We start from the raw sequence: 16482 nt of genomic DNA, 5'->3' as shown, positions 1-16482 counted from the left end.
CTTCGGGATATCCTCTCCGCCCGTACCCCCCCCACCACGAGGTGGAGGCGAAAAGAGCACCTCCTATCCTACGCCCACCCCACCCGCCCCCCCCCCCCCCCCGGGGGGGGGGGCGCCCCCCCCCCCCCCCCCCCTCGTCCGTACGGGTGATCGACTGTCGGTGGCCGGTGCTAGCGTGCCGTTCCGTCAACAGACGATCAAGGAAAGGCGGCATCGGATCGTGGACGTCGAGGTCACGCGCCACCAGGTCGCACCCCAGCGGATCACCCAGGCCCTGAAGGGCATCGAGGACCGGGCCCTCACCAGCTGGTACCGGATCCACTACGGCCGCCTGGCCATCCAGGAGATCCGGACGATGGGCGAGGAGCTCCTCGACCACATCGGCGCGCTCACCCTGGAGGGCCGGCCGCTCAGCGGCTACCCCGCCCGAGTCATCCTGGAGACCGCGGCCGAGTGCTCCCTCGGTGTGCTGTCCCTCGGCTGCTTCCCCCGCGGCGACTTCGAGGTCCCCTTCCCGTTCATCGGCGAGACGCTGACCAGCGAAGAGACCAGCTTCGGCGACACCATCGACTTCGCCCCCACGGCCGCCACCTGGGTCGACGCCTTCGCGATGTGCGTGATCAGCGGCCTGATCCAGGAGCGCCACCGCATGCTCGGCCCGCTGCTGAAGGACGACTACGGGCCCTCGGTCCGCAAGGGCCTGCCCCACTCGGACCTGGACTCGACCTCCGATCCGGCGAGCCTCGCCGAGCTGGACGCGCTCTGCTCCTACCTCCACGTCGTGCCGACCGCCGTCTCACCCTGGGTCGCCCCCGGCCCCGTGCCCCTGCGCAAGCCGGACGCCGAGGAGCGCGCCACGGCCGCCCGGGCGCTGGACGCCGCCGGTCCGCTCACGCCGGACCAGCAGCTGCTGCGCATCCTGCTCGACGACGACCGGAGCACCTTCGAGCGGGCCCTCGCCGCCCGCCTCGGCCAGCACCGCGAGAGCAGCGCTCCGGACGCGGCCCCGCGCAGCCTGCTCCCGGTCCTCCCGATCGCCCTGGCCGCACTCGCCGTCCAGGCGCACGGCTGGCAGCTCGGCCTCTCCTCCGGCTACCTCCCGGCGACGCTCATACAGCCCCCGGTGCTCTGACCGCCCCACCCCAGCCATCCGTCCGTCCGTCCGTCCGTCCGTCCGTCCGCGGAGTGTCCAACGGTTGCCCAACAGACGAAACATCCCACCTATAGCCGCCGGTCTCGCACTGGGCGCGATGATGCTCACCCACCTCTCCCACTCCCCGGCCGTCGGCACGGTGGCCGCGAAGCAGGCCGCCTCGACGGCGAGGCCCTCGTCGATCGGCAGGTTGATGCCACGGGTGACGGCCCGCAGGCAGGCGGACACTGCGGTCGGCACGTGCCGGATGATCCGGTCGACCAGGCCCCGTGCCGCGTCGAGCAGTTCGCCGGCCGGGACGACGGCGTTGACCAGTCCGATCTCGGCGGCACGGACGGCCGGGACCGGGTCCCCGGTCAGGATCAGCTCCAGGGCGCGCTTGCGTCCGACGTGCCGTGGCAGCCGCTGGGAGCCGCCGAACGGCGGCGGGAGCCGAGCGAGATCTCCGGCTTGGCGAAGGTCGCGTGCTCGGCGGCGACGGCCAGCGGGGCGGCCTCGGTGAGCTCGCACCCTCCCCCGTAGGCGAGGCCGTTGACGGCGACGACGATCGGCTTCGGGAACTCCTCGATCCGCCGGGTCAGCGCGTGGCCGCGCCGGACGACCTCGCGCAGCGCCCGCTCGGGCCCGCCCGTGATGCTCCCGGCCAGCGACGGGATGTCGGCGCCCGCGCTGAACGCCCGCTGCCCGGCGCCGGTCAGCACGACCGCTCGGACGGTGTCGTCGGCGTCGACGCGGTCGAGTTCGGCGAGCAGCACGTCGATGGTCGGGTAGTCGAGCGCGTTGAGCTTGTGCTCGCGGTCGATGGTCAGGGTGACGACGTGCTGGTCCCGCTCGCTGCGGACGGTCATGCCGGGTGCTCCGTTTCGCGCTGTGGGGCCGACCCGCCGCACGCGCAGCACCCCACCGCACCCGCAGCACCAACCGCGCAGCACCGCCCGCACGAGAAGTCGGCCCGCCCGACGTCCTGCCCCGGTGCCCTACTCCCCCACACCGCCCCGCGCGGCCCGGGTGAACCGCGCGCCCCACTCCTCGACGAGGTCGAGCAGTTCGGGCGGGCCGAGGACGCGGAAGTCCGCGCCCAGCGAGCCGAGCGCCATGGCCGGCCAGTCCAGGGAGTCGGCGGTCATCTCCAGGTGGCAGCGCCCGGCATCGACCTCCTCGACGGTGCCCCACCGGCCGACCCGTGCGCGGACGGTCGCGGCCGGGGCGTCCACCAGCGCCGCCACCCGGTACGGGCGCGGCACGCCGTTGAGACCGGCCCGGACGAACTCGGCGGCGTCGGCGGCGGGCAGCGGACGGGGCCCGAACCGGACGCCGCCGCCCTGCGGCGCGCTCAGCCGGTCGAGCCGGAAGGTGCGCCAGTCCTGCCGGTCGAGGTCGTAGGCGACCAGGTACCAGCGGCGGTGCAGGCACACCAGCCGGTGCGGTTCGACCTGCCGTTCGGCGTGCCGGCCGTCGGCGGCGGTGTAGGAGAAGCGCAGCCGCTCGGTGTCCCGGCAGGCCAGCGCGACCACGGTGAGCCGGTCCGGGTCGACGCCCGGCCCGGCCGTGGCGCCCCCGCCGACGGGGACGGTCACCGCGCGCAGCGCCTCGACCCGGTGCCGCAGCCGGGCGGGCATCACCTGCACCACCTTGGCCAGCACCCGCACCGAGGCCTCGGCGATGCCCTCCACCGGGCTCTCCGCCGCGGCCTGGAGGCCCACGGCCAGGGCGACCGCCTCCTCGTCGTCGATCACCAGCGGGGGCAGGGCGGCGCCCGCGGCGAGCTGGTAGCCGCCGTCGACGCCGCGCTGCGCCTCCACGGGGTAGCCGAGTTCGCGCAGGCGGTCGATGTCGCGGCGCAGGGTGCGGATCGAGACCCCGAGCCGGTCGGCCAGTTCCTCGCCGGGCCAGTAACGGTGGGTCTGGAGCAGGGAGAGCAGTCGCAGCGTCCGGGTGCTGGTGTTCGCCATGACTCCGATCATCCCGGAATTCAGGCCAGAAAGTGGCCGCTATCGCGTTTAGCGTGGACCTTGTCCGAAGGAGCAGGAACCGAACGGAAGGCCACCACCATGACCAGCACCGCGACCCCGAACAACAGCACCACCACCGGCGAGCGCGCCGACCTGCTGGCGGCCCTGGCCAAGCAGCGGCACTTCCTGCGCTTCACCACCCGCGACCTCACCGACGAGCAGGCCGGCCTGCGGACCACCGCCAGCGCACTGTGCCTGGGCGGCCTGATCAAGCACGTGAGCGCGGTCGAGCGGTTCTGGGTGGCCTTCATCGTGGAAGGCCCGTCCGCCATGCCCGATTTCAGCAGCTTCACCGAGGCCGACTTCGCCCGCCGTGCGGACGAGTTCCGCCTGCTGCCCGGCGAGACGCTGGCCGGCGTCCTGGCCGAGTACGCCGAGGTGGCCCGCCGCACCGACGACCTGGTCGCCACCCTCCCCGATCTGGGCGCCACCCAGCCGCTGCCGAAGGCCCCCTGGTTCGAGGCCGACACCGAGTGGTCGGCCCGCCGGGTGCTGATGCACATCGTCGCCGAGAGCGCCCAGCACGCGGGCCACGCCGACATCATCCGCGAGGCCCTGGACGGCGCGAAGAGCATGGGCTGACGCCGGTGGACGGCCCGGGCGCCTGGGGGGGGGGGGGGGGGGGGGTGTGGGGGAGGGGCGCCGGGGCAATACCCACCCCCACCCTCCCCACCCCCCCCCCCCCCCCCCCCCCCCCCCCCCCCCCCCCCCCCCCCCCCCCCCCCCCCCCCCCCCCAGGCCGCCCCTCCCCCTCGGCCGGTTGCCGGGGGCGGGTCAGCCCCGGCCGACGAAGGTGAACCCGGCCCCGGCGACCGCGCCACGGAGCACGGCGTCGTCGAGCGGTTGCGCGGACGCCACGGTGACGCGGCCGGTCGGCGCGTCGGCGCTGACCCCGGTGACGCCGGGGAGGGCGGCCAGCCCGGCGCTGACCGTCCTCTCGCAGTGGCCGCAGCTCATGCCGTCGACGGTGAGGACGGTGGTGATGGACATGGTGGTGCCTCCGGTGAGGTGGGGTGGGGTGGGGAAGCCCGGCCGGGCCCGCTCGGACGCGGCCGGTGATCAACGTGCACCACGACAGCGGAAAGCGCCGCCGACGCCGAGGGACACGCCGCACGGGTGGCACCTTCGAGTGGTTCCGGGAACCGATCGGTCCGCACGACCGACGGGTCGTCACCGACCGGCTGAACCGATGGTCCGCTTTCGCCCGTTCCTCCCCATAACGCCCTTCCTTTCCGCGACCGAACCCCGTCCGAACCTGCCTGAACCCGTCCGAACTCCGCCTAGACTCGTCTGATCCCGACCGGACCCGCCCAGGAGCCCTTCACCGCCATGCCCACCCCGACGCCCCACACCTCCATACCCGGCGGGTCCACCGGACCCGACCCGACCACCGGAGCGAGGGCGCGCCTCGCAGCCGGGGGCAGCCGATGAAGAGGTTCACCGGATTCCGGCGCCTGCGGCTCTGGCACGGCGCGCTCGCCCTGGTGGTGGCCGGCGCCGTGACCGCCGGCCTGCTGTGGTGGCACCCGTGGGCCCCGGGCGAGGGGCAGAAGCCGATGCAGTTCACCACGGCCGCCGGCGACTCACCCCGCTTCGGCACCGGCGAGCACCTGTACCGCTACAAGGTGCGGGCGGAGAACGGGATCGCCGAGAGCCCCGGGCAGTTCGCCACCGAGGTCGACGCGGTCCTCGGGAACGTCCAGTACGGCTGGGCCGCCGGTGGCACCGCCTCCTTCCAGCGCATGCCCGCCGACCCGGTGGACTTCACCGTCTACCTGGCCACCCCGGAGACCACCGACCGGATCTGCGGCCAGTACGGCCTGGACACCGGCGGCACGGTGAACTGCGGCGTGGGCCACCAGGTCGTCATCAACCTCAAGCGCTGGACGGAGCTGTCGGAGTTCTACGTCGGCAAGCCCGAGCTCTACCACGCGCTCGCCGTCAACCACGAGGTCGGCCACATCCTCGGCAACGGCCACGTCGACTGCCCGGGCGCGGGCGCGCCGGCACCGGTGATGATGCAGCAGATCAAGGGCCTGCACGGCTGCGTCCCGAACGGCTGGCCCTACTCCGACACCGGCACCCTGCTCACCGGCCCGCCCGTCCAGGCCCCCACCTCCGCTCCCTGACGGCCCACCCCTCCCGTCCGCTGCCGGCCGCCCGGCCGCCCGGCTGGCGTCAGGACCAGGCGGCCGGCAGCGGACGGGCGTGCAGTACGTCCAGCCGGGACACCGCCCGGGTCACGACCACATAGAGGCGGTGCAGGCCGCGCGGTTCGGCCTCGACGATGGCGGCGGGCTCCAGCACGATCACATGGTCGTACTCAAGTCCCTTGACCAGCGAGGCCGGTAGCACCGTGACCCGCGCCGAGGTGCCGACCTCCGCCGCCGACGCGGCCGCCACCCCGGCCTCCCGCAGTGCCGAGGCGGCCCCCGGGGCCTCCGCGTCCGCGGCGATGACCGCGATCGACCCCTCCCGCTCCAGCGCGCCGCGCACCGCCTCCACCACCGACCGCCCCGGGTCACCGACTTGACGTACCGTCAGTTCGCCGTCCTGGCGCAGCGAGCGGGCCGGCGGGACTCCCACGTCCAGCGCGGCGAGCAGTTGGTTGGCCAGGGCCAGCACGGCCGCCGGCACCCGGAAACCGGTGGTCAGCGGGACCACGGCCGCCTGCGGCTTGCCCAGGTGGGCCAGTTGCTCGGGCCAGCTGCGCGCCGACCACGGCGCGGTCGCCTGCGCGAGGTCGCCGAGGACGGTGAGCGAACCGAAGGCACTGCGGCGGGCGATCGCCCGGCACTGCATCGGCGAGAGGTCCTGCGCCTCGTCGACCACCACGTGGCCGAAGCCGGCCGGCCGCTCGATCAGCCCGGCCACCTCGTCGAGCAGCAGCAGGTCGTGCCCGGACCAGCGTGCGCTCTTCGGCGAGCGCGGCGGCCGGTGCCAGCGGATCGCCGCCTGCTCGGCCGGGGCGAGCAGGCCGTCCGCGGCCTCGGCCAGGACGGCGGGGTCACCGAGCAGGGCCGCCAGCACCGCCTCCGGGCGCAGCGCGGGCCACGCCGCGTCGAGGAAGGCCGCCACCGGCCGGCAGCGGCCGATCCTCGTCCGCCAGGCTCCACCCTTGATCCCGGACCGCCGCTCGGCCCGGTCCTGGAGTGCGGCCACCACCCGGGTACGGAGGTTTTCCCGGCCGATCGCGTACGGCGCGTCCTGCTCGCGCAGTTCGGCGACCATCCGGTCCAGTTCGTCCGCCGGGACGCGCCAGCGGTAGGAGCCGTCCGGGACGACCAACGCCTCGGAGCCGGTCGCGCCGACCCGCCCGTACAGCGCCCGGCGCAGCACGGCCGCCATCCGGGCGTCCTGCTTGACCACGGCGGCCCGCTCGTCGTCGTCCGCCTGGACGGGGTGCGTGGCCACCAGGTCCTCGACGGTGCACTGGGCGATGTCGATCTCGCCGAGCGCGGGCAGGACTTCGGCGATGTAGCGCAGGAAGGTCGGGTTCGGGCCGACGACCAGCAGGCCACCGCGCTGGATCCGCTGGGGGAAGGTGTAGAGCAGGTAGGCGGCGCGGTGCAGGCCGACGGCGGTCTTGCCGCTGCCCGGCGCGCCCTGGACGCACACCGACTCGGTCAGCCCGCCGCGCACCAGCGTGTCCTGCTCGGGCTGGATGGTGGCGACGATGTCACGCATCGGCCCGGTTCGTGGGCGTTCGATCTCGGCGGTGAGGATGCCGCCGGCGCCTCGCCGCCCACCCCGCGCCTCGGCGCGGCTCAGGTACTCGTCCTCCAGGCCGGTGAGGTCCTCGGGGGCGCCGGGGCTCGACGGCGCCCAGCCGAAGCGCCGTCGCCTCGCGAGGCCGAGCGGCCGGTCGGCGCTCGCCTGGTAGAACGCCCGGGAGACGGGGGCCCGCCAGTCGATCACCAGCGGCGGCGCGGCCGGGTCGGCCGAGATCCGGCGGCGGCCCACGTGGTAGCGCTGGCGCCGGTGGTCGCCGGTCTCCGGGGCGTCGTCGAAGTCGAGCCGGCCGAAGAATGCCGGGCTCTGCGGCAGTTCCCGCATCCGCCGGGCCCGGGTCCGCAGGTAGCGGCCGAGGGCCTCCGCGCCGGCACCGTCGCCGGAGACGTCCTCCGCGGCGACGACCTGGTGGTCCGCGTCCTCGACCTGCCGGGCCAGTGCCGCCCGGCAGGCCTCGACATGGGCCCGTTCGCCTTCCAGCTCCCCGTCGAGGCCGGCCGCCTTCCGCTCGCCGTCCGCGCGCCGGAGGTCTCCCGCCATCGCCGCACCCCTTTCCCCGTCACTTCCCTGCCACCGGTTCCGCCCGGCCGTGCGCCCGCAGCACGTACGCACGGAGCAGCATAACTGAACCCAGTTAAGAGAATGACCGAGTTGTGTTTTGGGCGGGTCCGGGGATCGACGGACGCCCGAGGCCTCCCCGGCCGCCCCTCCCGCGGGCGCCGACCTCGCCCTCGGTGCTCATCCGCGCATGCCGGAGCACGGATAATCCTGTATCGGACCAGGTCGTGGTCCTGATCGTGCCCATGGAGGAACAGCGTTGAACGGTATGCCCGCCGGAGAGAACCTCGACTACCGGCTGCTGCTGGATGCCGCGGCGGCGGCCGCGCGGGCGACCGGCGACCAAGGGCATGTCGCCGACTACATCCCGGCCCTCGCCACGGTCGACCCGGACGCCTTCGGCATGGCGGTGGCCACCGTCGACGGCGAGCTGTACGGGGTCGGGGACTGGGAGCAGCCGTTCTCCGTCCAGAGCGTCTCGAAGCTGTTCACCCTGGCACTGGCCCTGGCGTACGGCGGGGACACGGTCTGGCGCGGGGTGGGGCGGGAGCCGTCCGGCAATCCCTTCAACTCGCTGGTGCAGTTGGAGAGCGAGCACGGCATCCCGCGCAACCCGTTCATCAACGCCGGCGCGCTCGTGGTGACCGACCGCCTGCAGACCATGACGGGCGACGCCGCCGGGACGGTCCGCGAGTTCCTCCGCCGGGAGTCCGGCAACCCGCTGCTCGACACCGATCCGGTCGTGGCCGCGTCCGAGGCCGAGCACGGCCACCGCAACGCCGCCCTGGCCCACTTCATCGCCAGCCACGGCAACCTGGAGAACCCGGTCGAGACCGTCCTCGACCACTACTACGCGCACTGCGCGGTGTCCGCCAGCTGCCGGGACCTGGTCCTGGCCGGCTCCTTCCTGGCCCGCTACGGGGTGCGCACCGACGGCACCCGGCTGATGTCGCGCAGCGAGGCCAAGCGCGTCAACGCCGTCCTGCTCACCTGCGGCACCTACGACGCGGCGGGCGAGTTCGCCTTCCGGGTCGGGCTGCCGGGCAAGAGCGGCGTGGGCGGCGGCATCCTCGCCATACTGCCCGGGCGGGCCGCGGTCTGCGCCTGGGGCCCCCGGCTGGACCAGGCCGGCAACTCGGTGGCCGCGGTCACCGCCCTGGACGCCCTGACCACCCTCTCCGGCTGCTCGATCTTCTGACCTCCCGACGGCCTCCCGACGGCCTCCCGACGGCCGCCCCGCCGCCCCGGCGCTCCGGCGCTCCGCGGGCTCGCGCGCCACACCCGGCCGTCGCCCAACTTGTGGCGTTGATCCGACTGTTGGGCACCGACCGGCCGGTCGTCCATGGCATGCTCCAGGCGGGGGCGCCGATCGTGATGACGATCGGCCGGCCATGAGGAACACGACCAAGAGGAAAGTGGGGGTCCCGTCCCATGCGAACCGTCGTAGCAAGCTTGTTGGCCCTGGCCGGCGCGGCAGGGCTGGTGCTCAGTTCGTTCCAGCCCTGGTACGCCAAGAGCGATCCGAGGTCCGTACCGGTCGCCGACCTGTTCCGGGGCATGTCACCCACCCGCACCACGTCGACCGGCATGTCGATGTTCCTGCTCCTGGCCGTCGCCGCGGCGATCGCGGTGCTGGCGCTGCTGGTGCGCTCGCGCCCGGGCCTGCTCCTGGCCGCCGTGGTCGCGGTGGTCACCGGCGTGCTCTGGGTGTACCAGAAGGGACGGGAGGTGAAGCCGCTCTCGCTCGGGATCGGCGATCTGGAGAACGGCTTCTGGAACGCCTGCGGCGGCGTCCTGGTGCTCCTCCTCGCACTGGCCGTGCTGCCGCCCAAACGCTCCTGAGCCTTCCCGCCTCCCGGCCCGGTCGCCCCCACGGCGGCCGGGCCGGAGTCATTTCCACCCAAGGTGATCCACTCCCCATCACTCCCTAAAATCACCTTTACTTCACTCCTCACGGTAGCTTAAGGATATATACCAACCTATCGAGCGAGCTGGAGTACGGCATGACCATCTACACCTCCGACGAGGGCGCCCGCGTCCTCGCCCAGGAGTACACCGCCCTCCTGGACCGCTGGCCCGTGCCCGCCGAACGGCTGCACGTCCCCACCCGCCAGGGTTCGACCTTCGTCCTGGCCTGCGGCCCCGAGGACGCGGCGCCCCTGGTCCTGCTGCACGGGTCCGGGGCGAACGCGGCGATGTGGGCGGACGACGTGGCCCTGTGGGCCCGGCACTTCCGCGTCTACGCCGTCGACGTGATCGGCGAGCCCGGCCTGAGCGCCCCCGTGCGCCCCGAACTGCACTCCGACGCGCACGCGCTGTGGCTGGACGACGTGCTGGACGCGCTGCGCGTCGAACGCGCCGCCTTCGTGGGGACGTCGCTGGGCGGGCTGCTGGCCCTCGACTACGCCATCCGCCGCCCGCAGCGGGTGGACCGGCTGGCGCTGCGCTGCCCCTGCGGGATCGGCCGCCAGAAACGGGGGGTCCTGGTCGCCGCACTGTTCGTGCTGCCGTTCGGGGACTGGGGGCGGCGCACGATGCTGAGGCTGGCCCTGGGCCCCGCCCCCACCACCGTCCCGCCCACGGCAGAGGAACGCGCCTTCGGCGAGTACGTGCTGCTCATCCACCAGCACTTCCGGCCGCGGCGGGAGAAGCTGCCGGTCGTCACCGACGACGACCTCGCGGGCCTGGAGATGCCGGTGCAGGTCACCATCGGTGGCCGCGACCGGCTCATCGACTCCCACGGCACCCGCCGCCGGCTCCAGCGGGCCGCCCCCCGGGTGTCGGTCACCTTCCTCCCCGAGGTCGGCCACCTGCTCAGGGACCGGACCCGGCCGGCCCTCGACTTCCTCCTCGCCGAGGAAGGCGGCCCGCCCCGGGCCTGAACGCGAGCGGCCCCATGCTCCACCGCCCGTCGGGGCGAGGAGCACGGGGCCGTCGTACCGGGACCGGCACGAACCGGGTCAGGACCGCGCGGCGGACCTCACGGAACGCGGATGACGGGCGGCGGCAGCGCCGGCAGGGCGGCGGCGCCCGCCACCGACGGCACCCCGGGCGGAGCGGCGGGGACGCTCGACGACCGGGTCGGGGATCGTCACGGGGATGCCGGTCGGAACGCGGGCGCCGGTGAGGCGGGCGAGTTCGTCGTCGTCGGAGTGGACGCGGGTGGCCGTGGGGGCGATCCCGGCGGTGGCCGCCAGCCGGGCCATCTGGCGGCGCTGGCTGGGCAGGACGAGGGTGACGACGGTGCCGGACTCGCCGGCCCGGGCGGTGCGGCCGCCCCGGTGGAGGTAGTCCTTGTGGTCGACCGGCGGGTCCAGGTTGACGACCAGGTCGAGGCCGTCCACGTGGATCCCCCGCGCGGCGACGTTGGTGGCGATCAGCGCGGTGACCTGGCCGGTGCGGAACTGCTCCAGGGTCCGGGTGCGCTGGGGCTGGGACTTGCCGCCGTGCAGGGCCGCGGCCTTCACCCCGTTGGCGAGCAGGTCATCGACCAGCGCGTCGGCACGGTCCCGGGTGTCGGTGAACATGATCACCCCGCCGTCCCGGGCCGCGATGCGGACGATCAGGGTGTTCTTGTCGTGGTTCTGCACATGCAGCACGTGGTGCTCCATGGTGGTGACCGCTCCGGCCGACGGATCCACCGAGTGGGTGACCGGGTCCTTGAGGAAGCGGCGCACCAGCCGGTCGACGTTGCGGTCCAGGGTCGCGGAGAAGAGCAGCGTCTGGCAGTCGGCGGAGACCTGGTCGAGCAGCTCGGTGACCTGCGGCAGGAAGCCGAGGTCGGCCATCTGGTCGGCCTCGTCCAGGACCGCGATGCCGACGTCGTCCAGTCGGCAGTGACCGCGCTGGATCAGGTCCTTCAGCCGGCCGGGGGTGGCGACGACGACCTCGGCGCCCCGGTGCAGCACCTGGGACTGGCGGCCGATCGACATCCCGCCCACCACGGTCGCCATCCGCAGCCGCACCGAGTGCGCGTAGGGGGTGAGCGCCTCGGTGACCTGCTGCGCGAGTTCGCGGGTGGGGACCAGTACCAGGGCCAGCGGGCTGCCCGGCTCGGCCCTGCGGCCGGCGGCACGGGCGGCGGTGCGGGCCAGCACCGCGAGGCCGAAGGCGATGGTCTTGCCGGAGCCCGTCCGGCCCCGGCCGAGCACGTCACGGCCGGCCAGCGAGTTCGGCAGCGTGGTGGCCTGGATGGGGAACGGCGAGGTGACGCCCTGGCGGGTCAGCGTCTTCAACAGGGCCGCGGGCATGTCCAGTTCGTCGAACGACTCGACGGCGGGCAGGGCGGGGGTGGCGCTGACCGGGAGTTCGAACTCCTGCTGGGAGGAGCGGCCCTGGGCCCGGTTCGGGGCTCCGGTCCGGCGGTGCGGGCTGCGGTGCGACGGGCGATTCGAGCGGTTCATACGGAACCTTCCTCAAGACGGCACGTCGCGAGGAAGGCTCCGCTGCACGGGCGCGCGGAGATCACAAGAAACGGGCCGGAGATGTGCCGGGCGGGGCGCGAACGATGCGGCCGGGCGAGGCATGGACGGTGCAGCCGCCGGTGGGCGGGCGCCGGTGCGCGGTCGGCGCGACACGGCCCGCGCGGGACGGCGGACGACGGCCGAAGGCGGATCCACAGGGCCCGGTACGGCCGGGGCGGCCTGGCGGCCAGGACGGCCGGAGGCGATTCGGGGGTGGAACGGCCGAGGGGCCCGCACCGGGCGTAGTGCACGGTGCGGGCCCCTCGCTACCAGGCGAGTGCCGTGGCAGAGAACTACAGCGGGCGAATGTTCTCGGCCTGCGGGCCCTTCTGGCCCTGCGTGACGTCGAACTCGACCTTCTGGCCCTCGAGCAGCTCACGGAAGCCCTGGGCGTTGATGTTCGAGTAGTGGGCGAAGACGTCAGCGCCGCCGTCCTCCTGCTCGATGAAGCCGAAGCCCTTTTCCGCGTTGAACCACTTCACGGTACCAGTAGCCATAAAAAAATCTCCTTCGAGAGACTGTACGAAGTCCGCACCGTGCGGACCGTCGAGTCGCCGCGATGAGCACCCGCCGGGGAAAGAGCCGGAAAACAAAAAATGCGCCTGCAATACATCAGCAGGCGCACACAAAGTTCATGGGAACCACTACTGCAACTAAATCGACTGTAGCAGGCCCGGGCTCGTCGCGGTGGACATTCCGCGGCCGGTCTTTCCGACCCCTCCCCCACGGGAGCGGCTCGCCCGCCGACGGGCTCGGCAACGGGTGGTGCCGCCACGGCAGTTGGGACACCGGCGGCGGGGCCCGGTCGGGCGAAGAATTTTTTCGGGCCGGGCGGGTCCGCCGAGCCAGGGCCGGCTGGTCGTGCCCTGTCACCCGGCGGGGTTCCGGCCCTCCGGAAGGGTCCGCTCCCCGGTTTTTCGGAGCATACTGATCGGGATGACGAAATCACCGGCAGTCCGGCGCCACCTGCCCACCAGTCCCTTCAAAGCCCCGGCCGAGGTGCCCCGCAAGCGGTTCGCCGCGGGCGACCGGGTCACCCACGACAAGCACGGCCTCGGCCGGGTCGTCGACGTCGAGGACGGCAGCGACATCGCGGTCCTCGTCGACTTCGGCTCCCGCCAGGAGCGACTCACCCCTCCGTACGCCGAGATGTGGAAGCTCTGACCCGGGGCTCCCCCCGGGACACCAGGGCCCGGGCCCCGGAACGATCCACGAGACCTTCCCCAGGACGCCGGACCGTGCGTAGGCCGTAGGACAGGCCGCGCGCACGGTCACGCGCCCGGCCTGCGCCGAACCGTGCACGAGGCCACCGAAGCCGGCGGCGGCGCAATAGTCTGGGTGCATGTCGAACTCTGATGAGCTCCTCGTTGACATCGCCGCCATGGTGGAGTCCGAGCACAGCAACCAGATGTCCTTGACCGTGGTCGTCCCCGGAGCGGTCATCACCGGCCGGCTCGCACCGATGGACCTCTGGTTCGAGCGGGTGTCGGAAGTCCTGCACACCTCACAGCACTTGAAGCCGTTCGCCGCCCTCTTCTCCCCGCCCTCCGCCGGCGCGCCCGCACGGCCGACGCACCTGCACCTGCACCGGGCGCGGATCCTCCAGGGCGACTTCGGACTGCCCCATACCGGCGGCATGTACCGGATCGCCATCGAGGACGTGAGCAGTTGGACGGTGGGTGACCTCAGCTACTCCGACGCCTGACCTCCGACGGGCCCCGGGCGCCACACGGCCGCCCGGGGCCCTGTCCGTCCGCGAACACGGGCCCGCGCCGCGCCGTCAGCGGCCGGTGAGCGAGCGGAGTTCGGCGGCGTAGAGCTCGGCGGGGTCGAATCCCATGCCGGTGAAGTGGCCGGCGAGTTCGAGGGAGAGCACGCCGTGCAGCCGGGTCCAGACGGCGAGGGCCAGGCGGAGGACCGCCGGCGGGGCCGGGTGCCCCCCGGCCCAGGCCCGGTGTTCGGCGAGGTGGGCGTCGAACGGGGACGGCGGCACGGCCGGTGACTGCTCCGCGGGTGACTTCTCGACGGGCGGCTGTTCGGCGGCGCAGGCATCGAGCAGGACGGCCATGATCTCGACGGAGATCCGGGTGGTGTCCTCGGGCGCCCGGTAGCCGGGCACGGGGGTGCCGTAGACGAGCAGGTACCGCTGGGGGTCGTCCAGGGCCCACCCGCGCAGGGCCTGCGCCAGCCCGGCCACGTCGGTACCCGCGGCGGCGCGGGCCTGGAAGGCGTCGGCGAGGCTCCGGTAGGCGTCCCGGACGAGTTCGGTGATCAGCTCGTCGCGACTGGCGAAGTACCGGTAGAGGGCCGGGCCGCTCATGCCCATCCGCTTGGCGATGGCGTTGAGGGACAGCGCGGAGGCCCCGGCGGTGGCGATCTGCTCCCAGGCCCGCTCCTTGATCTCCTCCTGCACCTGGGCGCGGTAGCGCTCCCGGGGAGTCCTCACATCCGACGCGCCCATGGCCGCCTCCAGACCTCACGACGACGACATCACCATCTCGTTAGAGGCTATCACTCCCCCTCTTGACTCTCACCAACGCCGTTCGTTATAACTTCTAACGAAGGCAACAACATCTACCGAGAAGGAGGGCGTCATGGACACCGAACGCCTCGTCCAGGTCGTACTGCCGGGCATCGTGGCGCCGGAGGGCCTGGAGATCCGGCACGGAGCCGTACCGCGGGCCGGCCGGGGGCAGGTCCTGATCGCCATGGAGGCGAGCGGCGTCTCGTTCGCCGAGCAGCAGATGCGCCGCGGCCGGTACTACGACCAGCCGCCGTTCCCGTTCGTCCCCGGCTACGACCTGGTCGGCCGGGTGCTGGCCACCGGCGAGGGCGTCGACCCGGGGCTGGCCGGGCAGCGGGTGGCCGCGCTGATGAAGGTCGGCGGATGGGCCAGCCACGTGACCGTCGACGCCGCCGACGCCGTGCCCGTCCCGGACGGCCTCACCGCAGCCGAGGCGGAGACCGTGGTGGTCAACGGCATCACGGCCTGGCAGCTGCTGCACCGCCGGGCACGGGTGCGCGCCGGGCAGCGGATCCTGGTGCACGGCGCCTCCGGCGGGGTGGGCTCCGTCCTGGTCCAGCTGGCGCGCGCGGCCGGCGTGCAGGTGATCGGCACGGCGTCCGCGCGACACCACGACGCCCTGCGGGAGCTCGGCGCGACCCCGGTCGACTACCGCACGGAGGACGTGGCGGCCCGGGTCCGGGAGCTGGCGCCCGGCGGGGTGGACGCCGTGTTCGACCACGTCGGCGGGCGCAGCGTGATCGACTCCTGGCGCCTGCTCGCCCCCGGCGGCACGCTCGTCGCCTACGGCAGCGCCTCCACCCGCGACGACACCGGCTCCAAGCAGTGGCCCGTGCTGAAGATCCTCGCCCGCACCTGGCTCTGGAACACCCTGCCCAACGGCCGCCGCGCCCACTTCTACAACATCTGGGCCGGCCGCGCCCTCGGCCGGGACCGCTTCCGCGCCCGCCTCCGGTCCGACCTCGCCCAGGTGTTCGCCGCCGTCGCCCGCGGTGACGTCACCGCCCGGATCGCCGCCCGGCTCCCGCTCGCCCGGGCGGCCGAGGCCCTGCGGCTGGCGGAGTCCGGGACCGTCAGCGGCAAGATCGTCCTGGTTCCCTGACCCGCGGGGCACGGGGGCACGGGGCCCGGCGACGACTCGGCAATGACCCGGCAATGACCCGGCAATGGTTCAGACCATTGACGGCCCGGACGGGGGCTTCTACGGTGTCAGCACCGACCTGACGCAGGCATGCCACGATCTTCGGCCGCGCCCCCACGCGCGCGCCCTACGTCGGGCGCACACTCCATCCACCCCCACGGAGGAGCACCATGCGCAAACGTCATCTCGCCGGCGCGGCCGCGGCCGCGATCGCGCTCCCGCTCGTGCTGGCCCTGCCCGCCCAGTCGCACGGCTACATCAACCTGCCGCCCAGCCGGTCCGCGCTCTGCGGAGCGGGCGGGGTGCCGTGGGACTGCGGCGACATCCAGTGGGAACCGCAGAGCGTCGAGGGCCCGAAGGGCTTCCCCGGCCGGGGCCCGGCCGACGGCACCATCTGCGCCGGCGGGGACGCCCGTTGGGCCCCGCTGGACGACCCGCGCAACGGCACCTGGCCGACCACCCGGGTGACGGCGGGCCAGCAGCTCACCTTCACCTGGTACATCGAGGCCCGGCACTCCACCACGAACTTCAGGTACTACCTCACCAAGCCCGGTTACGACGCCGGCCAGCCGATCACCCGGGCCAGCCTGGACCTCACCCCCTTCCTGACCGTCCCCTACAACGGCCGCCAGCCCGCCGCCACCACCACCCACACCGCGACCCTCCCCAGCGGTCGTACCGGGCACCAGGTGGTGGTGGCGGTCTGGGACGTCGCCGACACCGGCAACGCCTTCTACTCCTGCACCGACGTCCAGTTCTGACGGTCCTGACCGCTGCACCGCACTGACGGCCCCGGGGGGGGGGGGGGGGGGGGGGGGGGGGGGGGGGGGGGGGGGGGGGGGGGGGGGGGGGGGGGGGGGGGGGGGAGGGGGGGGGGGGGAGGTAGGGGGGTCTGTGCG

The 16482-nt window shown here is 73.7% G+C and carries 17 protein-coding genes and 1 pseudogene; 10 read left to right on the top strand and 8 right to left on the bottom strand.

The window, feature by feature from the left end:
* Positions 1-220 precede the first annotated feature (220 nt).
* Positions 221-1132, top strand: coding sequence for an immunity 49 family protein (locus AC07AL_RS27435; RefSeq protein WP_478318529.1), 912 nt, complete (start codon positions 221-223; stop codon positions 1130-1132).
* 216 nt (positions 1133-1348) lie between these two features.
* On the opposite strand, the pseudogene AC07AL_RS27430 reads toward AC07AL_RS27435, so the two are convergent.
* From AC07AL_RS27430 to AC07AL_RS27420, 3 genes and pseudogenes are all read right to left on the bottom strand, one after another.
* Positions 1349-1519 (bottom strand): annotated as a pseudogene (locus AC07AL_RS27430) (enoyl-CoA hydratase-related protein); the annotation flags it as partial.
* Positions 1516-2001 carry an enoyl-CoA hydratase/isomerase family protein gene (locus AC07AL_RS27425; RefSeq protein WP_478318527.1) on the bottom strand — a complete coding sequence of 162 codons (486 nt, stop codon included), beginning with the start codon at positions 1999-2001 and terminating at the stop codon, positions 1516-1518. The gene AC07AL_RS27425 and the pseudogene AC07AL_RS27430, both read right to left, overlap by 4 nt.
* A 129-nt stretch (positions 2002-2130) precedes the next feature.
* A complete protein-coding gene (locus AC07AL_RS27420) occupies positions 2131-3105 on the bottom strand; it encodes a helix-turn-helix transcriptional regulator (protein WP_478318526.1) in 975 nt (324 codons plus the stop codon).
* A gap of 99 nt (positions 3106-3204) precedes the next feature.
* Here AC07AL_RS27420 and AC07AL_RS27415 point away from each other — a divergent pair, with 99 nt between their 5' ends.
* Positions 3205-3747 (top strand): DinB family protein, encoded by a 543-nt coding sequence (locus tag AC07AL_RS27415; RefSeq protein ID WP_363585817.1) that lies wholly within the window; start codon positions 3205-3207, stop codon positions 3745-3747.
* 192 nt (positions 3748-3939) lie between these two features.
* Here AC07AL_RS27415 and AC07AL_RS27410 read toward each other — a convergent pair whose 3' ends face one another.
* On the bottom strand, positions 3940-4155 hold the full coding sequence (locus AC07AL_RS27410) for a heavy-metal-associated domain-containing protein (protein WP_363585818.1): 216 nt from the start codon (positions 4153-4155) through the stop codon (positions 3940-3942).
* Between the two features lie 437 nt (positions 4156-4592).
* Here AC07AL_RS27410 and AC07AL_RS27405 point away from each other — a divergent pair, with 437 nt between their 5' ends.
* Positions 4593-5294, top strand: a complete 702-nt coding sequence (locus AC07AL_RS27405) for a DUF3152 domain-containing protein (RefSeq protein ID WP_363585819.1) — start codon at positions 4593-4595, stop codon at positions 5292-5294.
* Between the two features lie 49 nt (positions 5295-5343).
* Here AC07AL_RS27405 and AC07AL_RS27400 read toward each other — a convergent pair whose 3' ends face one another.
* Positions 5344-7437 carry a HelD family protein gene (locus AC07AL_RS27400; RefSeq protein WP_400985959.1) on the bottom strand — a complete coding sequence of 698 codons (2094 nt, stop codon included), beginning with the start codon at positions 7435-7437 and terminating at the stop codon, positions 5344-5346.
* 286 nt (positions 7438-7723) lie between these two features.
* On the opposite strand from AC07AL_RS27400, the gene AC07AL_RS27395 reads away from it, so the two are divergent.
* The 3 genes from AC07AL_RS27395 (at position 7724) to AC07AL_RS27385 (ending at position 10337) form a co-directional block, all read left to right on the top strand.
* Positions 7724-8653, top strand: coding sequence for a glutaminase (locus tag AC07AL_RS27395; protein ID WP_363585848.1), 930 nt, complete (start codon positions 7724-7726; stop codon positions 8651-8653).
* 233 nt (positions 8654-8886) lie between these two features.
* Positions 8887-9297 (top strand): hypothetical protein, encoded by a 411-nt coding sequence (locus tag AC07AL_RS27390; protein WP_363585821.1) that lies wholly within the window; start codon positions 8887-8889, stop codon positions 9295-9297.
* A gap of 161 nt (positions 9298-9458) precedes the next feature.
* Positions 9459-10337, top strand: a complete 879-nt coding sequence (locus AC07AL_RS27385) for an alpha/beta fold hydrolase (protein ID WP_478318524.1) — start codon at positions 9459-9461, stop codon at positions 10335-10337.
* A 78-nt stretch (positions 10338-10415) separates the two neighbouring features.
* On the opposite strand, the gene AC07AL_RS27380 is transcribed toward AC07AL_RS27385, so the two are convergent.
* Positions 10416-11858 (bottom strand): DEAD/DEAH box helicase, encoded by a 1443-nt coding sequence (locus AC07AL_RS27380; protein WP_478318522.1) that lies wholly within the window; start codon positions 11856-11858, stop codon positions 10416-10418.
* Between the two features lie 353 nt (positions 11859-12211).
* Positions 12212-12415, bottom strand: a complete 204-nt coding sequence (locus tag AC07AL_RS27375) for a cold-shock protein (RefSeq protein ID WP_063350360.1) — start codon at positions 12413-12415, stop codon at positions 12212-12214.
* Positions 12416-12854: 439 nt separating this feature from the next.
* Between AC07AL_RS27375 and AC07AL_RS27370 the strand changes: the two genes are divergently transcribed.
* Positions 12855-13082 carry a hypothetical protein gene (locus AC07AL_RS27370; protein WP_063350359.1) on the top strand — a complete coding sequence of 76 codons (228 nt, stop codon included), beginning with the start codon at positions 12855-12857 and terminating at the stop codon, positions 13080-13082.
* Positions 13083-13260: 178 nt separating this feature from the next.
* Positions 13261-13623 carry a hypothetical protein gene (locus AC07AL_RS27365; RefSeq protein WP_363624569.1) on the top strand — a complete coding sequence of 121 codons (363 nt, stop codon included), beginning with the start codon at positions 13261-13263 and terminating at the stop codon, positions 13621-13623.
* 75 nt (positions 13624-13698) lie between these two features.
* Here AC07AL_RS27365 and AC07AL_RS27360 read toward each other — a convergent pair whose 3' ends face one another.
* The gene (locus AC07AL_RS27360) at positions 13699-14379 is read right to left on the bottom strand and encodes a TetR/AcrR family transcriptional regulator (protein WP_363631729.1); all 681 of its coding nucleotides are present in this window, start codon (positions 14377-14379) and stop codon (positions 13699-13701) included.
* Positions 14380-14512: 133 nt separating this feature from the next.
* Between AC07AL_RS27360 and AC07AL_RS27355 the strand changes: the two genes are divergently transcribed.
* The gene (locus AC07AL_RS27355; RefSeq protein WP_363631731.1) at positions 14513-15544 is read left to right on the top strand and encodes a medium chain dehydrogenase/reductase family protein; all 1032 of its coding nucleotides are present in this window, start codon (positions 14513-14515) and stop codon (positions 15542-15544) included.
* A 209-nt stretch (positions 15545-15753) separates the two neighbouring features.
* Entirely contained in the window at positions 15754-16344 is a 591-nt protein-coding gene (locus tag AC07AL_RS27350) for a lytic polysaccharide monooxygenase (protein ID WP_363585827.1), read from the top strand.
* The last annotated feature ends 138 nt before the right edge of the window (positions 16345-16482 follow it).

The sequence above is a fragment of the Kitasatospora sp. NPDC043949 genome, from assembly GCF_056435365.1.
The sequence above is the reverse complement of the archived record's forward strand: the minus strand, read 5'-3'. Positions and strand labels throughout refer to the sequence as shown.